Here is a 23,752-nt window from a genome sequence, read left to right on the forward strand (position 1 = left end):
TTTTAGGTTTTATTCGATATAATTTTTATTTAATTCTTTTGGTACTGGAGCATTTGTATTTGTTCTCCAAACTTTTAACAGATTGTACAGTTCTTTTACTTTTTCTGGATGTTTTTTTGAAACATCGTTTTTTTCTTGAATATCTAATTCTAAGTTATACAATTCTATTGCTCCATCTTCAAAATACTCATGAAGTTTCCATTTACCTTTTCTTATAACACTTCCTGGTCTTGTTCTAAATAAAGGATCTCTAGCTTGATCTTTTACTTTATTAATTCCTTGCAAATAAATTGGAAAATGCCAAAATAGTGCTCTTTCTTTTACAACTTTATTTTTAGTTAAGAATGGAAATAATGAAACTCCATCTAAAGAGTAATCTTTGTGTACATTTACAGCATCCATAACTGTAGGAAAAATATCTAAACCAGAAACAGGAGTTTCTGTGATTTTAGGCTGTTTAATTTTTGCTGGCCATTTAACTAAAAAAGGAACTCTTATTCCTCCTTCATAATAAGAACCTTTTCCTGCTTTTAATGGAAATTGAGAAGAAACAGCTGCCAAACCACCATTGTCTGAAGTAAAAATAACTAAGGTATTTTTCTCTAAATTCAATTCTTTTAAAGATGTTAAGATTCTACCAATATTAGCGTCCATACTCTCAACCATAGCACCATATTTTGCGCTAAAACGACTGTCTTCATTCACTTTAATATCGTACTTTTTTACTAACTCTTCTTTACCCTGTAATGGAGTATGCACTGTGTAATATGGCAGATATAAAAAAAATGGTTTCTTTTTATTCTTAACGATAAAATTTATAGCCTCTGTTGTAATTCTATCTGTTAAATACTCTCCTTTTGGGCCATCTTTAAGTGCTTTATTTTTATAAGGACTAAAATACGACTTTGGATGACCTGCTGTTGTACCTCCAATATTTACATTAAATCCTTGTGTTATTGGATTTTCGCTTAAATGCCATTTTCCCACTGTAGCATTTATATAGCCATTTTCTTGAAGAGCCTCTCCAAGTGTTGTAAAGTTCTCTTTTAAAATAGTTGTATTTTTAATAGGAATTAATTTACGATTTATATCTTTTCCTCTTTTTGAAGAACCAACTGTATAAATTCCATGTTTTGGAGTATTTAAACCTGTTAAGATACTTGCTCTACTTGGTGCACAATTTGCAGCAGTAGCATACGCATTCGTAAACACAACACTTTCTTTAGATAATAAATCTAAATTAGGAGTATCGTAAACAGGGTTTCCCATAAAGCCAAGATCGCTCCAACCTAAATCGTCTACTAAAATAAACACAATATTAGGTTTATTTATTTGCTCTTTTTTTTTGTAGTAACAAGATGTTACAATGGAGCATATTAAAATTGAAATAACAAAAAAGATACTCTTTTTTTTAATGACCATTTTTTAGGGATAAATGATTACTTTTCAGTATTTAAAAGTCCTTTTTCTATTAAAGGAATTCTAAATCTATCTGAATGAGCGTTTGTATGTTCTCTTTTAAATATTTCTGCAGCTTTCTGTAAAATTTCAGGATTTTCTTTAGCTACATTATTTGATTCAGTTGGGTCTTTTGCCAAATTATAAAGTTCTAAAGTTGGTTCTTTTTTGTTTTTTAAATGTTGTCTTATTACTTTCCAGTCTCCCATTCTTATTGCAACTTGGCCACCATACTCTGGATATTCCCAATATAAAAATTCGTGCTTTTTTTGATTTTTTTCTCCTAAAAGAGTAGGTAAGAAGCTAATTCCGTCGTTTTTTGGTTGCTTAAAACCTGTAATGTCTGACAAGGTTGCTAAAATATCGTACTGAGAAGATATAAGTTCTGTTTTGGTATTTGGTTTAATTTTGTTAGGCCAACTAGCAATCATTGGAACTCGCACACCTCCTTCGTAAACGAAACCTTTAGCTTTACCATAATTTTCTCCAAACTGTCCAGAACTGTTAAAGAATTCGCCATCAGTTCCACCAGAGTAGGTTACACCATTGTCTGAGGAAAAGATAATTAACGTATTCTCATAAACACCTTGGTCTTTTAGGTGCTGAATTAATTTCCCCACATTTTCATCTAAATAGGAAATCATAGCAGCATAACCAGCTCTTGGATTTTGATGAGGATAGTAACCTCTTTCTCCTAAATAAGGTTTTTCTTTTCCAAACTTTTTAATGTAATGATCTACCCATTTTTGTTGTGCTTGAATTGGATTATGTGGCAATGGAGTTGCCCAATAAAAAAAGAAAGGATTTTGTTTATTATTAGAAATAAAGCTCACCATTTTTTCGAACAATAAATCTGGTGTATATTCATTTAAAGTATAATCTTTATAGTTTTTAGGGTCGTTTATATCTGCATCTTTAGCTAATTTTTTTCCTGGTGCTATAGTATCATTTTTTAAATGATATTTTTCTTCGTTTTCATATAAATGCACAGGATAATAGGTGTGTGCTTGTCTTTGGCAATTATAACCGAAGAAATAATCGAACCCCATTTTTGTAGGCAATGCATCTGTGTGTGGCGCTCCTAAACCCCATTTACCAATCATACCTGTTTTATAACCTTCTTTCTGTAATAGTTTTGGAAATAAAATTGTGGATGTTGGTATTGGTCTTTGACCTTCTAATGTAGAATCTTTTACCACTTTTTTATAGTTCCAAACCTCTCCACGTTCATTCCATTCGTCATTTCCTCTTATATAAGAATGTCCTGCATGTTGTCCTGTTAGTAACATGTACCTTGCAGGTGCACAAACTGGGGCACCTGAATAATGCTGGGTAAATAACATTCCGTTTTTTGCAAGTGCATCTATATTAGGAGTTTCAATTTTATCTTGGCCATATGAACCTAATTCGCCATAACCTAAATCATCTGCCAAAATATATATGATATTTGGTTTAATATGGTCTTTAGAATCTTGCTTCGTTTTATTACAAGAAATTATAAGGATTACAATGGCAAGTAATTGTATTTTTTTTAGAGATGTAAACATTGTGGAGTAAATAAGGTTTAATAATGTTTTTAAAAAATGAAAGTACCTATTTTCATATGTAACATAGTCAAATAGGTACTTTATATAGATTTTTATTGACTTTTAATAAGTGTCTTTCATCCACTTGTAAGGTTTTCTTTTTACCCAATTACCTCTTGTAAAATCAGGAAAATCTTGAGGCTCTCCATTATTTTCTATTGATAATTCAGATAATGGTGTAATTGCACTCCAAGCAGCTGCATCGTAAGCATCCATTGGTGGCGCAATATTTTGTTTGGCAGATTCTACGAAAGAATTAATTACAAAAAAGTCCATTCCTCCATGTCCAGCACCCATTGCTTTTTCTCCATATTTTTTCCATAATGGATGATCGTATTTTTTTAACCAATCAGAAGCATCATCCCATCTGTGTGGTTTAGACTCTCCTTCTATATACATTCTATTTCCATCTACTTCCCACAAACCATTTGCACCTTGCACTCTAAAACCTAAAGAATAAGGTCTAGGTAGATTACAATCGTGAGTTACTATAATAGTTTCTCCCAAAGCAGTTTCTATAGTAGAAGTAATTACATCTCCTTGCTTAAATTTTAATTTTGCATTTGGATGGTCTTTTCCTCCATTTTTAACAATATAATCGTTTAAACCGATTCCTTTAGATGCATTTGATGAAATAGAAGTAAATCTATTTCCTCTATTAATATCTATCATTGCAGCAATTGGTCCAACACCATGTGTAGGATAAACATCTGCATTTCTTAATAATGAATGTTGTGTTCTCCATGCAGATTCCGAAATTCCTTTTTCTCCAAATTCTACTCCTTTTCCATATGCAGATTTTCCATCGTTAAATTTTACAAAGCGTAAATCGTGTTGGTAACCACATCTAAAGTGAACCATTTCTCCAAAAACATTTTGTTTAACCATGTTTAAAACAGCTAAAACGTCTCTTCTATAGTTTACATTTTCTAAGATCATTAGATGAGAACCAGTTTCTTCGTGTACATTTACCAAATCCCAACATTCTTCCATTGTATTTGCAGCTGATACTTCTAAACCTGTATATTTACCAGCTTTCATACTATCTTTTGCCATACGTGTGTGCCATAACCATGGAGTTGCAATAATTACTGCAGAAACATCTTTTGAGTCTAAAAGATTTCTATAATCGTAATCTCCCTTCCCATATACTTTTGGTTTTTTCTTTCCTGCTTTTTCAAATCGACCAAGTGCGATAGTAATTCTATTTGGATCTATGTCGCAAATTGCTGTAACTTCTACATCATCTCTATGTAATAAGTTGTTTAAGTGATTCATTCCTCTTAAACCAGTTCCAATAAGACCTACTTTAAGTTTTTCTTTTTTATATATATTATTATTTCCAAAACTTAAATTTGGAACCATTGTCATTCCTGCTCCAGCGACAACAGATTTTTTGATAAAATTTCTTCTAGAACTCATATTTTGTATTATTTAGGTTGCATATTTATTATTTAACTTTACAAATTTGGTAAAATTTAGCTTTAATTTAAGTTGTTTTTTTTTGCTAATTTATGTTGTATTTTCTTCATTTTTTTTAGAATGACTATTTTGTCTACAAATTGTGATGATTTTGTATTTATATTATTCTATGAGTTTTTAATTTTTATTACTCTAAAATTTCGTATAATTTTATCTAATTATAGATGTTATAAATTTTAATAAAAGAATACTAAACTTAACATAAATTTTAAAAAAGAAAGGTGCCTATTGTTAAATTAGGCACCTTAATTTTTGCTACAATTTAAATTAATTCAAATAATTTTTATAGCTAAATATTATTTAATTTTAGTGTAAGGTATTTTCATTTTAATTTCCCAAGTACCAGAATCATTAATTTTAATTCCCCATCTTATATATGCTCTATTTCTTACTTCACCAGTAGAAGCATCTGTATATTGGGACCAGTCTTTTGTACCATTATCATTTTCGAAAGCTTCTTTGTCTACAGTAAAAGCTGTCGGTTTTGTTAAATAATACATTAAGTAAGAGCTAGTTCCTGAATAATTTCTTGCATATTGTGGAAATGGTGGAGCTGGTAAAGAAAAAACTGTATTTGTTGCATTTGTTGTAGTTTCGGTAGAATTATCATGATAATTCTGTAAATAACTAGAACCTGAAGGATAAAAAATTATTTTATCAGTGTTTAATGGTGTTCCATGACTATCTGCAATAATCATTTTTACATCTATTCCAATCGCAGGTTCGTCGCTAGTTTTTATAACAGATATGTATGGATGCGTGCCATCTAAAACTTTTTTAGAATTTGGATCATCTCCATTTCTAATAGAAGATGTATACCCAATGTCGTAAGCTCCATTGTCTTTACCTAACTGAATTCTAGATCTCATTTCTGTTGGAAATTCTACAGCTGCAAATGGTAATAATTTAACAACCACAAAGTTATCTAATTGTTTTTCACCTTTTACATTTTTTACTTTTACATTAATTTTAAAAATGTCGTTTTTTACAAATTTAGTAGCACCTGTAAAAGCTATTTCTCCACTTACAGGGCTCATTAAAATAGAAGGTTCTTCTGTTTGTTGAATTTTTGCTTGTGCAAGTTCTAAAGTAGTATCTGTTTCTGGATTATAAGCTGCAGACCAAGTGGTTATTATGTGCTTCTCGAACAAATCGTTTGTAGGGTTTCCATCTGCATCTGTTACACCTGTAATTTCCCATTCTAATGGGTAAGTAGAACCTTCAATTGCAGGTACTGCAGAAAGTTTAAAAGTTCCTCTTGGTACAAAAATAGTGTCTTGAAGCGCGTGTATATTATCGTCTATATAACCAACTTCAGGTGGTGTACAAGAAGCCAATGCTACGATAAATAGTAAAATTGTTATTATATTTTTCATCGTTTAAAGTTTTAGTTGTTTTTATAATTAAATAGTACATGTGTACCTTGTAACACGTGTACAACACCATTAATAGTACTAATATTAGAGGTTCTAACTAGAATACTTTCGTCATCGGAATTAACGTCATCCCAATCTTCCCAAGCATTACCACCTTTATAAGTGTAATAAACATATTCTGGGCGAGATTCTAAATAATTATTATAATTATCAACAGGTTCTAAAGAAATTCTTCTTTCATCTCCGTTTGAAGCAGCAAGAATTTTCCCTTCTTGCGTCATATTCTCACGTTTAATTTTTGCGTTAAAAATATAAGCACCCATATACTTTGTTAAAGTATCTACAGGAATATCGTCTACTGTAAATGTAGCTTCTGGGTCTGTTTGTCTCATTTTAGCTAAAACTAAGTTTACATATCTATTAATTGAAGCATTATTTGCCGCAAAAAGCGTAGTTTGCTCGTTTACTTTGTTTTTTAGACCTGCTTTTTCTATTAAAATAGCAAGTGTATCTAATTGTTTGTGTGAACTTATAAAATCGAAAGTTGTTGCATTAACATTCTCTTCACTTAATCCACCATCTATTACTTGCAGTTCCTTATCACATGAATATATTGTAATAAGTGCAATTATTATTAACCATGTATTTTTCATTACTTTGTTTTTTATTGTTGAATATTTCATCATCATTTTTTTATAAAGCTCCTCTCCAGTATTCTGTCTGAACGATAGAAGGATTGTTAGAGATTATTGATGGGTCAATTGGCCAAAAGTATCCTTTTTTAGCAATTCTACTTTGATTTACCCAAGGAACATCTTCGTAATAATTCATTCTAATACGATCAAATGCCGATTTTCCTTCCGCAACAAATTCTATAGAACGTTCTTCGAAAATAGCCTCAATTAAGCTTTCTTCATCCATTGCCCCAGTATATCCAGGAACATTTGCTTTACTTCTGGTTAAGTTTAAATCACTTACAGCAAGACCAGCTTTGTCAGATTTAGCATAAGCTTCAGCTCTAATAAGATGTACATCTGCCATTCTGTAAATTAAGATGTTAGATTCTGTAAATAAAGCATATGCATCTTCGGAATTACTATCTTGAGAAGTATGTGAATATTTTAAAGGAAAAGAATTTTCGTCACTTTCATAATCATAAAAGAATATGTCTTTACGAACATCGTTTGTTCTGTCAGGATCATTTGTCATCATTCTTTTACCATAATAGTCTGGGTCTATTACAGGAGCTACATTTGTATTTTTGTCTTTCCAAATAGGAAAGTTTAAAGTTAAACCAGTATAATAACTGTCATAGTTATAAATACGGAAAGATTCGTTCATGTTTGAATCCATGTTAATTTCGAACAATCCTGTTTTAGAACCTCCAGTACACATATTGTCAAAACCAGCTTTTCCTTCTGCTACATAATCTATTAATTCTGCACCACTATTGTTAATTACATTTGTTGCAGCGTCAATAGAAGCTTTTAACATTTCTGGGTTGTTGTTATCTCTAGAAGCATACCAAAGAGTAAGGTCTGCTTTTAATGCTTCTGCACTTGCTTTATTTGCTGTTATTGCCCAATTTGTAGAACCAGGAGATTGGTAGCTTAATAAGCCAATTGCTTTGTTAGTTGCTTCTAATGCAAAATCTAACACTTCTAATTCATTAGATCTTGGAATTCTTACAACAAATCCTTCGCTATTAATTAATTGGTCTGAAGATTCGATAGATTCTTTAACTATTGGTGCATCTCCCCAAACACGGGCAATCCAAAAATATGAAAGTCCTCTAACAAAAGCAGCTTCACCCATTATTCTATCTTTTTCTTTTGGAGAAGAAAATAATTCAGCTGGCATTTCAGAAACATGTTTTTCAACAGTTAAAGCCCAGTTAGCAGCTCTATATAATTCTTTCCAGTTACGAGAGTTTTCTCTATATGCTAAAACATAATCTCCATTATTTTGGATATAGTCACTTATCCAATTTCTACTTCTCATGAAAGTCATAGCTGGTATGTCTCCCCAGTATATAAAATTAGCTTGTTTGGTAATCGCTTCTTTAAATGAAGCGTAAGCTCCTGCTAATGCTTGTTCTGCATTTGGTTGGCTACTCCAAAACACGTCTGGGTGCGTAATATTTACAGGTTCTTGATCTAATATGTTTGTACAGCTGAAAGTAGCGAACAAACACACAATCATTGTTAGAACGGAATATTTTTTAATGTTTTTCATTTTTATTCTTTTTAATTTAAAATTTTGCATCAATACCTATTGAAAAAGTTCTTGCTTGTGGATATCCATTTCCAAAAGTATACCCTTTAGCATCAACTAAAGAAGCGTCTACAACAGCTTTAGAACGTTGCCACATATATGGGTTTAATACTGAACCATATAAACGTAAACGATTTAAACCTAGTTTTTTCATCCAAGTTTCTCCAGAAAATGTATGTCCAATAGATGCATTGGTAATTTTCCAGTAATCTCCACTTTCTATCCAAAGAGATTGGTTACTTCTAAATCTATAAAATGCACCTAAACTTCCTACAGATGGATACATTGCTGGAAAACGTACACCAGCAGCTCCATCTCCTGGTTGATTCCAAAAAGTATGTGCACTTAAATCTGCCAAACCTTTTTCTGCCCAAGCAGTTCCACCTCTATCGTAATTATTCATATAACTATTTAAAGTTGAGTTAAAAATGTCTGCACCAAATGAGAATTGACTATACATTTGGAAATACCAAGCTTTGTATTTTAAATTGATGTTGAAAGAACCTTGAATATCTGGAATAGGAGAAAACTCTCTTGATAACTGATAATCGTGTGTTTCATTTAAAATATAATCTCCATTTAAATCTTTCCAAATTGGAAAACCAGGTTGTATTGTTGCCCATGCAGATTTTCCTGCAAGAGGGTCTCCTGTATAAGGGTTTACTGGTAATTGATCTAAATTATCTAAGATATAATCGTTTGTAAAAAACTTATATAAATTAAGTGGTCTACCAACAACGTATCCATAGTCTCCAGACTCTCCAATATAATCTCTATTTCCGTTTGGTAAATCAGTTACGTAATTTTCATTTCTACTTAAACCAATATCGAATGAAAGTCGTAAGTCGTTCGTTCTAGGAAAAATATGGTAAGTAACAAAAGCTTCCCAACCATAGTTTAAAACTCCTGCTATGTTAGATTTTGCTCTATTATACCCAGAGTAACCAGGTAAAGATACATCAAATAATAATTTGTCTGTTTGTTTATGGTAAGCGTCGAAACTAACGTTAAGACGTCTGTTAAACATATCTAATTCTAAACCAATATCCCACTGTTCAGAGTTTTCCCAAGATAGTTTATTGTTTCCAATTTGATTATAATTTGGTACAACTCCTGTTGTTCCTCCATATGAAGAAACATTCATTTGGTTTGCCCAATATGCAGCACCTCCATAACCTAAGTTATAAGCTCCAAATCTTAAATAGTTTTGTGTAAACTGTTTTCCATTAATACCCCAAGTTACTTTTAATTTTGCAAAGTCTACAAAATCTGAAAGAATAGGTTTTAAAATAGGCTCATCAGAAAAAATCCAAGCCAAAGAAGCAGAAGGGAATTTTGCCCAACGTACATCTGTACCAAATCTAGAAGAACCATCGATACTAAAGTTTCCACTAAAAATATATCTGTCTTTATATTTGTAAGTTGCTCTTGCAAAATAAGATAATAACGAATTCGCATTTAAGTCGGAATAACCAGAAATTTCATCTTGTGAATATCTACTGTTTATAACTTTAATTGCATCACTACCAAAACCAACTGCAAGGAGACCTAAATCTTCATATTTATTGTAATCGATCTTGTTTCCTAAAATAGCAGAAACTTCATGGTTTCCACCAAAGTTTTTAAAATAACTTAAATAAAGGTCAGAAGATAAATTTTGACGAGTATATAGGGAGTAACTAGCTAGACCATCTTTATTTGTTCTAATTGTTGATGGTTCATAAAAATTCTTTTTATTACTACTATAAACGTAGGTTAATTGCGAGTTTAAAGTTAAACCATCAAAAAGATCTAAAGTTGCAAAATTAGAAAAGGTTGTTTTAAATTCTTTGTCTTCATTTAACTTATCTGTTAACTCACCAGTTAAAGCTTTTCTTCTTTCTTCGCTTATACTAAATAAAGACGAGTTTAAGTTTGTTGGACTTACAGGTAAAGAAGAGTTTAAATTGTATGAACCTCCATAAGGGTTTCCTTGTCCTGTTGAATTTTCTGTAATAGAAGCCAATATTCTAAATTGATTCGAGAAATTAGAACCTACTTTGTAATTTGTATTTGCAGACAAATTATAACGCTTAAAACCTGTTCCTTTTAAAACTCCTTCTGAATTTAAATATCCTAAAGAAAATCTATAGTTAGATTTCTCGCTACCTCCACGAACACTAAAGTTGTATTGTGTAGATGTACCAGGTTGGTAAAACATTTTTTGGTAATTAACGTTATTGTTAAATGCTGGATTTAAACTATCTGAAAGAACCATTGGTACTTCACTACCCTGAACCTCTCTAGGTAACCACCATCTATCTATCATGTCCCATTTAGCTTTTCTTTCTGCAGCTCCTAAAAGCATTGGAACTAAATTTGGTTTAGGAGATACTCCTGTAACAGCAGAAAAAGAAAATTCTGGTTTATCCATTGCTTTACCACCTTTTGTTGTAATAATAATAACTCCATTTGCTCCACGAGAACCATAAATAGCAGCAGCAGAAGCATCTTTTAGAATATCTATACTCTCAATATCATTAGGGTTTAAGGAAGCTAAAAAATCGACATTAGAAACATTATAACCTGCTAAATCTTCTAAAGAAGTCTGTACACCATCAATTACATATAATGGATTACTAAAAGCTGTGTTTGCATCTAATTGACCTGAAAGACTTGTATTTCCACGAATAACTAGAGATTGTCTTGCTCCTGGAGCACCACTCATAGTAATGTTTTGTACACCTGTAGCCTGTGTTGCAATTAAAGAAGAAACAGTTACTACTGGAATATCTTCTATTTGTGTAGCACTAATACTAGTTACAGCTCCAGTAACATCTTTTTTTCGTACTTTTTGGTAACCAATAAGTACAATTTCGTCTAATGCTTCTGCACCAGGTTTTAAAGTAATAGAGAGGTTTTCTTTGCCTGCAACAGGTACTTCTTTTTTATCGTAACCTATATAAGTTACTATAAGAATATCTGTTGGTTTTGCATTGATTTTGAAATTCCCATCAAAATCGGAAGATGTACCCTGGTTGGATCCCTTTACTACAATAGAGGCTCCTGGTAATGGACCACCAGTTTCGTCTAAAATTTTTCCTGTTATTGTTTTGGTTTGACCACTTACGGAATAAGTGATTAGTAATAAAACAAATAGCAGATTTTTAAGAAAATGCTGTTTCATAAATTAATTGTTTTTAAGTTTGTTTGATTTGATTTAATTTGACTTGAATTGAATTAGTTTTTGAAATTACTAACTCCACAAATATGTTAAGATTTAACATAAATTTAAGTAGGTTTTTTTTGCTAATACTGTTTGTATTTTCTTCAATCTCAATAAAAAGTGATTTAACCTACATAAAATGATTAAAATGTAGCTATTTGTTATTAACTTCAATTATTTTAAAGGACTTTTATTTTTTATTGAAAAATGAATTGAAAAAGTGTATTAATTATTTATATTCGAGCAATAGTTTAAACAGTATTTATTAATGAAGTTTTTTTTAAAAATATTATTTTCATTTATCTTTTTATCTATGGTAAAACTTGGGTATTCTCAGGAACCACTCAACTTTAAGAAACTAGATAAGGTTTTTCATGGAAATTCTAAAATCGAAGAAGGCGATTTAGGATACCTATGGATTACTTCTAATAAAGGGGTTTATAAATTTAATGGGTACGAATACATATTTAATCCATATGATTCGATTTTTACAAATTTTAAAAAATCGGATCAAGAATTTTTGGTAAAAAAAGACCATAGAAAAAGTATGTGGCTTTCTTCTTTAAATGGAGAGCTAATAAAAATAGATACTTTAAATAGAAAAAAAAGTTTTAGTAATGTTCTAACACATAATAAAAGAAAAATTCAAATTACTGCTATTGTTCCAAATAAAAACCAAGTTTGGTTTGGTTCTGAAGAAGGTTCTCTTTATAAATACAACTATAATAATTTAAAATTAGATAGTATAACAAGTCTACCGCTTATAAAAAAAATGGGCTTTAAAATAACTAATATTAAATTTATTAATGATAATAATTTTTGGGTTTCAACTAACAATAAAAAAATTTACAAATACAGTATTAACGAAAATAAATTAGAAGAACTAGAATTACCTTCAAATTTAAATGGTTCCTATTTAAGAATAGCATTAGATAGTAATAAAGATTTATGGATATCGTCCGATAATGGAAATATTTATAAATATAAAACTAAAGGAAAAAAGTATAGAGAATTTCTTTTAAAATTCAACAGTACTTCGAATGAGAATAGTTCAAGTGTAAACTTTAATATGATTATTTCTTTATTATATGATATTAATGGATTTATTTGGATTGGTACAGATGGAGATGGACTTTATAAAATTGATGTTGAAACAGATGAATTGACACTTTATAAGAATAATAAAAATAATAGATTCTCAATTAGTAATAATTCTATAACAAATATATCTCAAGATAGAAATGGAAATTTATATTTTCTAGATAAAACTGGGGTAATTAATATGCTTGCTAAATCTAATGATTATATAAAATACTATCATGGTTTAGAAGATAATACACCAATGTCTGTTCTTTCAATTTTTAAATCTTCAGATAGTTCTATATGGTTAGGTACAGATGGAGAAGGTTTAAATAGAATTTTACCAAACAAAGAAAAAACTCATTATAGTATTAATGAGAAAGGAAAAAAATTTTTTACAGCTAGATACATACAAAGTATAGAAGAAAACCCAAAAGGACAATTATGGCTTGCTACCTATTTAAATGGCTTGTGGGTTTTTAAAGATGGAAACTTCTCTAAAGTAGGTACACCAGATGAATCTGGAAAAAATAACGAAGAGGTAAGATTTTTATTTAAAGACTCTAAGAATAGAATTTGGAGCACTTCTGCTACCTCTTTTAATATATTTTCAGCAGAAAATAAATTACTGGCAACATTCGATTATAATGCCAATGGTTTAAGAGGAGAGTATTCTCATGGAATTGTCGAGAATAAAGATGGAGATATTTTTGTAATTGTAAATAATGGTGGTTTATTTCAATTTAATGAGGTCGAGATATTTAAGGACTCTTACTTTAAACATATTCCATTTAATAAAACAATACAAGAGAATTTAAAAAAGATTAACATAAGGTCTCTAATATTAGGAGCCGATAATTCTTTATGGCTTACCTTGTATCCTGGAGGTCTATTTAATTATAATATTAAAGAAAATACATTTAAATCTTACGAAAATAAAGAGAATTTAAAAGATTTAGTAATTGTTTCTACAATCATCGAAGGAGATAATAAATTGTGGTTAGGTAGTACAGCTGGAGTTCATAAATATAATTTTAAAGACGATATAATAGAGTCTTTCTTCCAATCTGATGGTTTACATGGAGATACTTATAATAAAAGAAGTATTTTTAAAGATAATAATGGGTATGTTTATTTTGGTGGAAATCATGGAGTAAATGCTTTTTTACCTGAAAAATTAAACAAAAAGATTTCAGATGCAAAACTCTACATAAATTATCTTGAGATTTTAAATAAACCAGCAAACGAAATTATAAACGATCAATTAAAAAATGGATTAGAAAATTTAGAAAATTTAAGTTTAACGGCAAATCAATCTTCCTTTTCTTTTCAATTTTCTGCAATTGAGAATATTGCAAACCCAAATTATTATTATACTTATATGTTAGAAGGTTTTGATAAAAATTGGATTTTATCAAAAAAAGACAGAATTGCTACTTACACAAATATTCCTTCAGGTAAATACACTTTTAAAGTTAAAGCAGGTTCTACAAAAGGAGTTTGGGATATTAAATCAAGTAAAATTGATATTAAAATAAAACCTTATTGGTGGAATTCGACGCTTGCATACTTTATATATACATTAATTCTGTTAATTATAGTTTATAGCATTTTCGTATGGTTTAGATTGAAAGAAAAATTAATTAAAGAAACGTTACATAACAATCAAGAAAAAGAAATTTATGCTGTTAAAATGAATTTTTTTGCCAAAATGTCTCATGAAATACAAACTCCTTTAACCTTAATTTTAGGTCCAATTGCAGATATGTTACAAAGAGCAGATTCTAATGGTAATACTTTATTAAAACAACGTTTGCAAATTATAAGTAATAATGCAAACAGGCTTTCTAGAATAGCCACAGAGTTAATGACGGTTAGAAATAAAGAACTAGGAAGATTAAGAGTTTATGCATCTCAAAATGATTTAATTGCTCATTTGAAAAAAATATCGGTTTCGTTTTCTGAACAAGCTAGATTTAAAAATATCGATTTCATTCAAGATTACCCAAATAAAAAAATATTTACTTGGTACGATTTAGATAAAATAGAACATGTTTTATATAATTTACTATCAAATGCATTTAAATTTACACCTCCAGAAGGTACTGTAAAAATCGTAGTGGAAGAAAATCAGAAAAAGAAAACAATTAAAATTTCCATTTCAGATTCTGGCCCAGGTATTCCTGAAAAAGATTTAAAAGACATTTTTAAATTATTCTATCAATCAGATTTAGGAAAAAGTAGAAAAGGAACCGGAATTGGTTTGGCATTAACAAAAGAGTTAATAAATATTCATCATGGAAAAATAAAGGTAAAATCGTCTTCAAAAGAAGGAACAAAATTTAGTATTTCTCTTTCTATGGACGAAAATGTATTTACACCAGAAGAAAAAGTAAGTGTAGATGAAAATAGTTTATTTACTGAATCTTCTGATAAAGACTTCTATCTTTTAAATAAAGATTTAATTAATAAGAAAATAAAAGAAAGCGATAAGAAATTTACTTTGTTAATTGTTGAAGATAATGTGGAAATGCAAATTTTCTTAAAAGATATTCTAACAGAAAGTTATAATTTATTTATTGCAGAAAATGGTAAACAAGGAATTGAATTAGCAGAAAAAAATAAGCCAGATTTAATAATTAGCGATATTATGATGCCTGTAATGGATGGGGTAGAAATGAGTAACATTTTAAAGAAGAAGAAATCAACATCTCACATTCCAATAATTTTCTTAACTGCTAAAAATTCTACTTCTATAAAAATAGAAGGATTAGAATCTGGCGCAATAGAATTCTTAAGAAAACCATTTAATTTTTACGAGCTAACATTAAAAATTCACAATATTTTAGAATCACAAGAAAAACTAATCTCAAGATTTAAATTAGACTCTATAAGTTCTCAAGAAAAAAATCATGTTCCATCTAAAGATGGTCAATTTTTAGAAAGTTTAGTAAAAGAATTAGATAAAAATATCGAAAATCCTGATTTTAAATTAGACGAATTGGCAGGGTCGTTAAATATGAGTTATTCCGTAATTTATAGAAAATGTATAGATATCACAGGAAAAACATTAGTAGAATTTGTACGATCTAGACGTTTAAAAAAGGCAGCTTTATTAATTGTAGAAAGTGGTTATAATGTTTCTGAAGCCTCTTATATGGTTGGTTACAAGGATTCTAGGTATTTTACAAAATGCTTTAAAGAAGAATTCGGAAAAACACCAAAAGCCTTTAAAATGGAATCTCAAAATACAGATTTACAAGATTTTTTAAAGAAAAATAAATTTACTTAATTTAAGTATTATAATTTTTTTTATAATTAGAAGGACTCATTTTTTTAATGCTTTTAAAATGTCTATTAAAATTAGATATATTTTTAAATCCAGAATTGTAGGCAATTTCTGCCAAGGTAAAATCGGTGTTTGAAACAATTAATTTACTCGCATTTTCAATTCTTAATTCATTTAAAAAACGGAAATAACTTTTATTTGTCCTTTTTTTAAAATATTTACAAAATGCATTCTTTGTCATTGATGCAACATTTGCTATCGCATCTAAAGTAATATCTTCAGTAAAATTACTCATTGTAAAATCAAAAACATCTCGCATTCTTTTACCTTCTACAGCTGTATATTTTTTTTCATAAATAAAAGAAGACAAACTCTCGTATTCTAAAGAAGTTACTTTTTTAAGAACTTGTAATAAAGAAATAAAACGGTCTAGTTTAGAAGCCGTTTTCAACTCTAAAAAAAGTGTTGTAATATTTTTATCAGAAACAATTTTAAAGCCATGTTTAGCTTGTTTAAAAAAACGATTTATTTCATGTAGTTCTTGGAGTTCGAAAAAATTTTTCCCAAAAGAATTTTCAGTAAAAAAGAGCGTAACCATATGAGATTCTGCTTTTAAATTTTCTGTGCTTTGGAAAACGTGTGGCAAATTACTACCTAAAACGAGAATATTACCAGCTTCATAATTGTTTATAGTATCACCAACTATTAAAGTTCCTTCACCTTTTACAATTAAACTTATCTGAATTTCTTCATGCTGGTGTAATTTATTATAAAAAACAAATTCGATATCCTCTTGAAAAACAAGTGCATCATTCTCTGGTTTCGGAATTTGAAATGGTAAAACTTTCATGTTGTAAATATATGCAAATAATAGCCTATAAAAATAGTATTGTAATCTAATTGGATAATATTGTATCTAATTTGGATAAAAGGAAATTAACTTCTCTTTTCATTTCTAATGTAAATTTGTAAAAAGAATTTATAAATCACAAACAATAATAATTATGAGTATACAATGGAATGGCGTAATGCCAGCCGTGTTTACATGGCTGAAAGAGTCAAAATCCGGTGCTCTTGAAATTGATCTTGATATAACACAAAAACAAGCTGCAGATATTTTAAAAACTCAAGGAAAGGGTGGAAGCAGAATGAGCGGACTTGTTGGTTCTGGTACTTTAGGTGAAAATAGCTACTTGAGCAACAAGCAGCGTCTTTCTTTACTCAAATCTCTTTCTGAGGTTGCTAAAGAATACAATGTTCCCTTGATTAGTGGAGCTGCAGCAGAAACTAAAGAAGAACTTGCCAAAATCGTTGAAGGACTTGCAAAAGTTGGAGTTGATACAGTTATGGTTATGCCTCCAAAAACAAAGACAGTTCCTTCTGAAAAAGAAATGTATGAGTATTATGCACTTTCTGAAGCAACTGCAAAAGATGTAGGTGTAACAATTATGCCTTATAACAATCCTGATGCTGCTGGTTATCATGCACTATCAACTAACCTTCTTACAAGACTTTCTGTTCTTCCTAATGTAACTGCTCTTAAAATATCGACTATAGATGTTTCTATTATTGAAACATTAATGTTAGAGAATAAAGATTTAAAAGTTTTGGCAGGAGTAGATACAGTAACTGTATATGCAGGACTCGCTGGAGCAAGTGGAGGAATTACAGGTGTAGGTACTATCTTTCCAAAAGCAAGTGTTACTATGCAGGAGTATGTTGTAAATGGAGAATGGGCTGAGGCAAATAAAATTTCTCAGGCTTTAAATTCCTTATCTTATCTAGATGCGCAACCATTACTTATGGAATATCTTAAACTTGCTATGGGAATACATCAAAATGATATTGCTGGAGGACTTCGTACTTTTGGTAAGAAATTAACTCAACAGCAAATAGATGATGTGAATGCAAGATATATTTTAGCAAAAGAAAGACTTGAAGTTTTAGACTTAATAAGTTGATTCTTTCAAATAATCAAAAATGAGAATGCTTCTTTTGTTAAGAAATCATAATGTAGATAGTATAACACATTAATCATAATTCTAAAGATGGTTATGAGAAAAGGTTTTTCTTTTTAAGTTATTATTGCAAAAATATCTATGATTAAAAAAAGTAGCTTACAAATGAGTAAATTTGGGAAGAAATCATAAAAAAAATAATTAAAAATGATTACAGGAAAAAACTATATAGGAAATACAACAACAGCAAACGGAAATAAAACATTTAAAACATTTAATCCGCAAAAAAATATTGAAAACGAATGGACGTTTACAGAAGCAACTTCAGCAGAAGTTAATAAAGCCTGTGAATTGGCGACAGAAGCTTTTAAAACCTATTCTAAAGTTTCTGGAGCAAAAAAAGCAGAATTTTTAAGAGCAATTGCAACAGAAATCGAAAACTTAGGAGAAGAACTACTAAATGTTTATTGTTTAGAAAGTGGTTTGCCAGCAGGAAGAGCAGGAGGAGAAAGAGGCAGGACTTTAGGTCAATTACGCGCTTTTGCAAATCATGTAGAAGAAGGAAATTGGGTAGAAGCAACCATAGATACTGCACAACCAGAGAGAGAGCCAATGCCAAGAGTAGATTTAAGAAAAATGAATGTTTCTTTAGGTCCAGTTGTGGTTTTTGGAGCTTCTAATTTTCCGTTAGCATTTTCTACAGCAGGTGGAGATACTGCAGCAGCATTCGCAGCAGGTTGTCCTGTAATTGTAAAATCGCATCCAATGCATGCAGGAACTGGAGAATTAGTTGCTTCAGCAATTATAAAAGCTGCAGAAAAAACGGGCATGCCAAATGGCGTTTTTTCAAACTTAAATAGCAGTGGAATTGAAGTAGGACAAGAATTAGTGCAAAACCCAAAGGTAAAAGCAGTAGCATTTACTGGAAGTTTAAAAGGAGGAAGAGCATTGTACGATTTAGCAGGGAAAAGAGACGAACCAATTCCGGTTTTTGCGGAAATGGGAAGTATCAATCCTGTTGTTATTCTGCCAAAAGCGTTGGAAAATAGAGCGTCAGACATTGCAAAAACATATGCAGGTTCTATAACTTTAGGAACTGGGCAATTTTGTACGAATCCAGGTTTAATTTTAGGGATAAAATCAGCAGGATTAACCAATTTTGTAAATACGTTGGCAGAAGAAATTGTTAACATAGAACCTTCTTGTATGTTGCATCCAAATATTGCAGGTACTTACGAGAAAAACAAAGATAAAGCCTTGTCTCAAAATGGAATTGATGTTTTAGGAGCACATTCAGAAAATGTTAAACCAAACTTTGCAAAACAAGTAGTTACCACTGTACAAGGGAAAACATTTTTAGAAAATTCAACATTACATCACGAAGTTTTTGGGCCTTATTCTTTGGTTGTTCAGTGTAAAGATGAAGCTGAATTAAGAGAAATTACGTCAAAATTAGAAGGACAGTTAACAGGAACTGTAATTTCCGATGATAATGAAATTAGCAATTATGTAAATTTAATTCACGAATTAGAAAACAGAGTTGGTAGAATTATTTTCAATGGAGTTCCAACAGGAGTAGAGGTTTGTGCTTCTATGTTACATGGTGGCCCATATCCAGCATCTACAGATAGTAGATTTACAGCAGTTGGTGTAGATTCTATAAAACGTTTTGTAAGACCTTTTAGTTTTCAAGATTGGCCAAATGACTTACTTCCTGCAGAACTTAAAAACAGTAATCCTTTAGGAATTTTAAGAACTGTGGATGGAAAGAAAATAACAGATAAAATTTAATTTATGAAAAGCTATAAATTTCTTGGAATTTTTTTATTAATTGGATTTTTATCTTGTAAAAATAATCCTTCAAGTGAATCGTCAAGTGATGCTTTAGCAATGGTAATTGCAAAGCACGAAACTAAAATAAAACACGAATTCGATCCATACCAATCTTTAGAAAATACGAATAAGTTTTATCAATTAGAAGCAGAAAATGCTCAAAATTTAATTGATGAATTACAAAACGTTTCAACTAAAGATTTATCTGAAAGTGAAAAGATTTCAAGAGATTTATTACTATTTGTTTTACAAGATAAAATAGATAGAAATACCTATAAAATGCACTTAAACCCAATGACAAACGAAATTGCTTTTCATTTGAATTTAGGAAACATGGGCAATAAAAAATTAAAAAATAAAGAAGAAGTTAAAAATTATTTAAAGCAATTAGAAAACTTACCTAAAAAAATTAATTACAATTTAAGTTTGTTAAAAGCTGGAGTAGAAGCTGGAGTTTCACAACCGAAAGAAGCTTATAGTAATTATACTTTTACGTACGATAAACATATTGTTTCAGACATAACAAAAAGTGAATTTTACAAACCATTTTTAAATTTGCCTTCAAACTTATCAGAAGAATTTAAAGATTCTGTTTTAGCTATTGCGAATGTTAGTGTACAGCAGAATGCCATCAATCAATATAAAAAAATAAAAACTTTTTTTGAAGACGATTATTTTCCAAATACCAGAAAAGGTTTGGGAGTTGGAACAATTGAAAATGGAAAAGAATTTTATCAAAATAGAATCAATTTTTACACCACAAGTACACAATATACTGCAGACGATATCCATAATATTGGTTTAAAAGAAGTTGCTCGAATCAAAGCAGAAATGCAAAAAACTATCGACGAATTAGGTTTTAAAGGTTCATTTGCAGATTTTATTCAGTTTTTAAGAACAGACGAACAATTTTATCCAAAAACAGCGAAAGAATTATTAATGTTTGCAAGAGATGTTGCCAAAAGAATTGATGCAGAATTGCCAAAATATTTTAAAACATTACCAAGAAAACCTTATGGAGTAGTTCCTGTGCCAGCAGCAATTGCACCTAATTATACTGCAGGAAGATATTCAGGAACAAACAGCGAAACAAAAGCAGGTTTTTATTGGGTAAATACTTATAATTTACCAAGTAGAACTTTGTACACAATTCCTGCTTTAACTGCGCACGAAGCAGTTCCAGGACATCATTTACAAAAATCTTTAAATGACGAATTACCAGAAACGATTCCTGCTTTTAGAAGAAATTTGTACTTATCTGCCTATGGAGAAGGTTGGGCATTGTATACAGAAACGTTGGCAGATGAAATGGGTATTTACACAACTCCTTATGAGAAATTTGGGAAATATACCTACGAAATGTGGCGTGCTTGTAGGTTGGTTGTAGATACTGGAATTCACGCAAAAGGTTGGTCTAGACAAGAAGTAATCGATTATATGGCTTCCAATACAGCATTATCAATCCACGAAGTTACAACAGAAACAGACAGATATATTACTTGGCCTGGACAGGCGATTTCTTATAAAATTGGCGAGATAAAAATACGTGAGCTAAGAGCAAAAGCAGAAAAAGAATTACAAGAAAAATTTAATATTAGAGAATTTCACGAAACTATTTTAGGAGAAGGAACTGTAACCTTATCTATTTTAGAAAACCGAGTGAACAATTACATAAAGAACACATTAAATGAGTAAAAAAACTTTTTTTTGCGTGGATGCACATACGTGTGGAAACCCTGTAAGAGTTGTTGCTGGTGGTGGTCCGAATTTGGAGGGCAACAATATGAGTGAAAAGCGTCAGCATTTTTTAAAAGAATACGATTGGATTCGTAAAGGATTAATGTTCGAGCCAAGAGGACATGATATGATGAGTGGTTCGATTTTATTTCCACCTCACAATCCAGAAAACGATTTTGCTATTTTATTTATAGAAACTTCAGGTTGTTTGCCAATGTGTGGCCATGGAACAATTGGAACCATAACAATTGCGATTGAAGAAGGTTTAATCACACCAAAAATTCCAGGTAAAATTAAAATGGAAGCGCCTGCTGGTTTGGTAGAAATCGAATATCAACAAACAGGAGAAAAAGTAGATTGGGTAAAATTAGTTAACGTAAAAAGTTATTTAGCAGCAGAAAATTTAACTGTTGACTGCCCTGAATTAGGGGAAATCACGTTTGATGTTGCTTATGGTGGAAATTTCTACGCAATTGTAGATCCACAGAAGAATTTCTCTGGAGTTCATAATTTTACTGCTGGAAAAATTGTACAATATTCTCAAATTGTAAGAGCGAAAATCAACCAGAAATATTCAAATATGTTTATCCATCCAGAAAATGAAACAATAAGAGATGTTTCTCATATGCTATGGACTGGAGATCCTATAGACCCAACTTCTTCTGGTAGAAATGCGGTTTTTTATGGAGACAAAGCAATTGATAGGAGTCCTTGTGGAACAGGAACATCAGCAAGATTGGCACAATTACATGCCAAAGGAAAATTAAAAATTGGAGAGGAATATATTCACGAAAGTTTTATAGGTTCTAAATTTATTGGAAGAGTGGAAGAGGAGACAATTTTAGATGGAAAACCAGCAATTATACCAAGTATACAAGGTTGGGCAAAAGTGTATGGTTACAATACCATTATTATTGATGATGAAAACGACCCATATGCACATGGTTTTCAGGTAATCTAAAAACTGAATGTCTATAAATAAGAAACAAATTTTAGAAAATCATTGCTATACAACACTTGTTTATGAAAGAATAAATAAGAAGTTGGAAGCCAGTCTTTCAAAAAATGAAAGTGAAAATCTTATTGCGAAAGTTTTAATACAAACATCCATAGAAGATTACCAAAAAAAAGGAAAGAATTTCTATATAACAAACAAGGAATTCAATATAAAAATTACAATTAATTCGAATACATTTAGAATTATAACTGTAGATAAAGTGATTAAATGAGTAAAAAAGTAGTAATTATTGGAGGTGGAATTATTGGACTTTGTTCTGCTTACTATTTATTAAAAGATGGTCATGAAATAACAATAATAGACCAATCTAATATGGATTCTGGTGCCTCTTATGTGAACGCAGGTTATATTACTCCAAGTCATTTTATTTCTTTGGCAACACCTGGTATTATTACAAAAGGAATCAAATGGATGTTCGATTCTAAGAGTCCGTTTTATGTGAAACCGAGATTAGATATCGATTTTTTGAAATGGAGTTGGGCGTTTAAAAAATCTGCAACAAAAGAAAAAGTAGAGAACTCAATTAAAGCGATTAAAGACATTAATTTATTTGCAAGAGATTTATATGAAGATTTAAAAGAATCTAAAGATTTCGACTTTCATTATGAAAGAAAAGGTTTGTTAATGTGCTATAAAACCGACAAAGTTGGAGAAGAAGAGTGGGAAGTTGGAAAAAGAGGGATTCAAGAAGGTTTAGGAGTTAGAAATTTAACTGCGACACAGGTTAAAGAGTTAGAACCAAATGCAAATTTAAATATAAAAGGCGCAGTTTATTATGATTCAGATGCACATATGACACCAAATCATTTTATGAAAGAAATGGTTAGTTATTTAAAAGAAAATGGTGTTACTTTTTTTAAAAATGAAAAAGTGTTAGATATTGATGTAACTGCAAATAAAATATCAAAAATAATTACAGATAAACAAAGTATTGTTGCAGATGAGGTTGTTTTGGCAGCAGGAAGTTGGAGTCCTTTATTGGCTAAAAAAATAGGATTAAATATTCCTGTTCAAGCAGGAAAAGGATATCGAATTAATGTAGAAAGAGAAACAAATATTACCATTCCTGCCATTTTATGTGAAGCAAAAGTAGCAGTAACACCTATGGATGGCTTTACACGTTTTGCAGGAACTATGGAAATTGCAGGTATTAATAATAAAATAAATCCTACAAGAGTGGAAGCAATTGCAACTGCTGCACAAAATTATTATAACAATTTACAAATTACAAAAACCGAAAAAGAATTGGCTGCTTGTGGTTTAAGACCTTGCTCTCCAGATGGTTTGCCATATGTTGGGAAATCATCGAAATGCACAAATTTAACCATTGCAACAGGACATGCAATGATGGGTTGGAGTTTAGGAACTGCCACAGGAAAATTAATTTCTGAAGTTATTTCTAATAAAAAAACTTCCTTAGATTTAAGTCCTTTTCACCCAGATAGAAAATTTTAAA

15 protein-coding genes are annotated in these 23,752 nt (G+C 30.4%); 7 read left to right on the forward strand and 8 right to left on the reverse strand.

All coding sequences use genetic code 11. From position 1 onward, the window contains the following. Nucleotides 1–9 precede the first annotated feature (9 nt). The 7 genes from H9I45_RS00305 to H9I45_RS00335 all read right to left on the reverse strand — a co-directional run bounded on the left by H9I45_RS00305 (nucleotide 10) and on the right by H9I45_RS00335 (nucleotide 11,342). Complete coding sequence (locus tag H9I45_RS00305; protein WP_217896869.1) at nucleotides 10–1,314, reverse strand: sulfatase; 1,305 nt, start codon at nucleotides 1,312–1,314, stop codon at nucleotides 10–12. 125 nt (nucleotides 1,315–1,439) lie between these two features. Further along, nucleotides 1,440–3,005 carry an arylsulfatase gene (locus tag H9I45_RS00310; RefSeq protein ID WP_088355285.1) on the reverse strand — a complete coding sequence of 522 codons (1,566 nt, stop codon included), beginning with the start codon at nucleotides 3,003–3,005 and terminating at the stop codon, nucleotides 1,440–1,442. A gap of 102 nt (nucleotides 3,006–3,107) precedes the next feature. Next, nucleotides 3,108–4,466: a Gfo/Idh/MocA family protein gene (locus H9I45_RS00315; RefSeq protein ID WP_088355284.1), complete on the reverse strand. Its 1,359-nt coding sequence runs from the start codon at nucleotides 4,464–4,466 to the stop codon at nucleotides 3,108–3,110. Between the two features lie 356 nt (nucleotides 4,467–4,822). Next, complete coding sequence (locus tag H9I45_RS00320; protein ID WP_088355283.1) at nucleotides 4,823–5,902, reverse strand: DUF5007 domain-containing protein; 1,080 nt, start codon at nucleotides 5,900–5,902, stop codon at nucleotides 4,823–4,825. Nucleotides 5,903–5,913: 11 nt separating this feature from the next. Then, on the reverse strand, nucleotides 5,914–6,555 hold the full coding sequence (locus H9I45_RS00325) for a hypothetical protein (protein ID WP_140422782.1): 642 nt from the start codon (nucleotides 6,553–6,555) through the stop codon (nucleotides 5,914–5,916). Nucleotides 6,556–6,595: 40 nt separating this feature from the next. After that, nucleotides 6,596–8,137, reverse strand: coding sequence for a RagB/SusD family nutrient uptake outer membrane protein (locus H9I45_RS00330; RefSeq protein WP_176397604.1), 1,542 nt, complete (start codon nucleotides 8,135–8,137; stop codon nucleotides 6,596–6,598). A gap of 16 nt (nucleotides 8,138–8,153) precedes the next feature. Beyond that, nucleotides 8,154–11,342, reverse strand: a complete 3,189-nt coding sequence (locus H9I45_RS00335) for a SusC/RagA family TonB-linked outer membrane protein (RefSeq protein WP_088355280.1) — start codon at nucleotides 11,340–11,342, stop codon at nucleotides 8,154–8,156. 307 nt (nucleotides 11,343–11,649) lie between these two features. Here H9I45_RS00335 and H9I45_RS00340 point away from each other — a divergent pair, with 307 nt between their 5' ends. Continuing rightward, nucleotides 11,650–15,753 carry an ATP-binding protein gene (locus tag H9I45_RS00340; RefSeq protein WP_088355279.1) on the forward strand — a complete coding sequence of 1,368 codons (4,104 nt, stop codon included), beginning with the start codon at nucleotides 11,650–11,652 and terminating at the stop codon, nucleotides 15,751–15,753. A 1-nt stretch (nucleotide 15,754) separates the two neighbouring features. Here H9I45_RS00340 and H9I45_RS00345 read toward each other — a convergent pair whose 3' ends face one another. Then, complete coding sequence (locus H9I45_RS00345) at nucleotides 15,755–16,600, reverse strand: AraC family transcriptional regulator (protein WP_088355278.1); 846 nt, start codon at nucleotides 16,598–16,600, stop codon at nucleotides 15,755–15,757. Between the two features lie 298 nt (nucleotides 16,601–16,898). On the opposite strand from H9I45_RS00345, the gene H9I45_RS00350 reads away from it, so the two are divergent. From H9I45_RS00350 to H9I45_RS00375, 6 genes are all read left to right on the forward strand, one after another. Next, complete coding sequence (locus H9I45_RS00350; RefSeq protein ID WP_254712586.1) at nucleotides 16,899–17,711, forward strand: dihydrodipicolinate synthase family protein; 813 nt, start codon at nucleotides 16,899–16,901, stop codon at nucleotides 17,709–17,711. A 204-nt stretch (nucleotides 17,712–17,915) separates the two neighbouring features. Next, nucleotides 17,916–19,499: an aldehyde dehydrogenase (NADP(+)) gene (locus tag H9I45_RS00355; protein ID WP_088355276.1), complete on the forward strand. Its 1,584-nt coding sequence runs from the start codon at nucleotides 17,916–17,918 to the stop codon at nucleotides 19,497–19,499. A 3-nt stretch (nucleotides 19,500–19,502) separates the two neighbouring features. Then, entirely contained in the window at nucleotides 19,503–21,236 is a 1,734-nt protein-coding gene (locus H9I45_RS00360) for a DUF885 domain-containing protein (protein WP_088355275.1), read from the forward strand. Beyond that, on the forward strand, nucleotides 21,229–22,239 hold the full coding sequence (locus H9I45_RS00365; protein WP_088355274.1) for a 4-hydroxyproline epimerase: 1,011 nt from the start codon (nucleotides 21,229–21,231) through the stop codon (nucleotides 22,237–22,239). Before H9I45_RS00360 ends, H9I45_RS00365 begins: the two co-directional genes overlap by 8 nt. Nucleotides 22,240–22,246: 7 nt before the next feature. After that, complete coding sequence (locus H9I45_RS16455; protein WP_088355273.1) at nucleotides 22,247–22,507, forward strand: DUF3781 domain-containing protein; 261 nt, start codon at nucleotides 22,247–22,249, stop codon at nucleotides 22,505–22,507. Continuing rightward, nucleotides 22,504–23,751 (forward strand): NAD(P)/FAD-dependent oxidoreductase, encoded by a 1,248-nt coding sequence (locus H9I45_RS00375; protein WP_088355272.1) that lies wholly within the window; start codon nucleotides 22,504–22,506, stop codon nucleotides 23,749–23,751. The genes H9I45_RS16455 and H9I45_RS00375 overlap by 4 nt, the downstream gene beginning before the upstream one ends. Nucleotide 23,752: the final 1 nt, after the last annotated feature.

It is taken from the genome of Polaribacter haliotis (genome assembly GCF_014784055.1).
Taxonomy (GTDB): domain Bacteria; phylum Bacteroidota; class Bacteroidia; order Flavobacteriales; family Flavobacteriaceae; genus Polaribacter; species Polaribacter haliotis.

What these genes read in the sequence shown, in the direction of transcription:
- H9I45_RS00355 (WP_088355276.1), top strand. Translation starts at nt 17,916, where the DNA reads ATGATTACAGGAAAAAACTATATAGGAAATACAACAACAGCAAACGGA.
- H9I45_RS16455 (WP_088355273.1), top strand. Translation starts at nt 22,247, where the DNA reads ATGTCTATAAATAAGAAACAAATTTTAGAAAATCATTGCTATACAACA.
- H9I45_RS00330 (WP_176397604.1), bottom strand. Translation starts at nt 8,137, where the DNA reads ATGAAAAACATTAAAAAATATTCCGTTCTAACAATGATTGTGTGTTTG.
- H9I45_RS00360 (WP_088355275.1), top strand. Translation starts at nt 19,503, where the DNA reads ATGAAAAGCTATAAATTTCTTGGAATTTTTTTATTAATTGGATTTTTA.
- H9I45_RS00325 (WP_140422782.1), bottom strand. Translation starts at nt 6,555, where the DNA reads ATGAAAAATACATGGTTAATAATAATTGCACTTATTACAATATATTCA.
- H9I45_RS00365 (WP_088355274.1), top strand. Translation starts at nt 21,229, where the DNA reads ATGAGTAAAAAAACTTTTTTTTGCGTGGATGCACATACGTGTGGAAAC.
- H9I45_RS00320 (WP_088355283.1), bottom strand. Translation starts at nt 5,902, where the DNA reads ATGAAAAATATAATAACAATTTTACTATTTATCGTAGCATTGGCTTCT.
- H9I45_RS00335 (WP_088355280.1), bottom strand. Translation starts at nt 11,342, where the DNA reads ATGAAACAGCATTTTCTTAAAAATCTGCTATTTGTTTTATTACTAATC.
- H9I45_RS00340 (WP_088355279.1), top strand. Translation starts at nt 11,650, where the DNA reads ATGAAGTTTTTTTTAAAAATATTATTTTCATTTATCTTTTTATCTATG.
- H9I45_RS00310 (WP_088355285.1), bottom strand. Translation starts at nt 3,005, where the DNA reads ATGTTTACATCTCTAAAAAAAATACAATTACTTGCCATTGTAATCCTT.
- H9I45_RS00350 (WP_254712586.1), top strand. Translation starts at nt 16,899, where the DNA reads ATGAGCGGACTTGTTGGTTCTGGTACTTTAGGTGAAAATAGCTACTTG.
- H9I45_RS00375 (WP_088355272.1), top strand. Translation starts at nt 22,504, where the DNA reads ATGAGTAAAAAAGTAGTAATTATTGGAGGTGGAATTATTGGACTTTGT.
- H9I45_RS00345 (WP_088355278.1), bottom strand. Translation starts at nt 16,600, where the DNA reads ATGAAAGTTTTACCATTTCAAATTCCGAAACCAGAGAATGATGCACTT.
- H9I45_RS00315 (WP_088355284.1), bottom strand. Translation starts at nt 4,466, where the DNA reads ATGAGTTCTAGAAGAAATTTTATCAAAAAATCTGTTGTCGCTGGAGCA.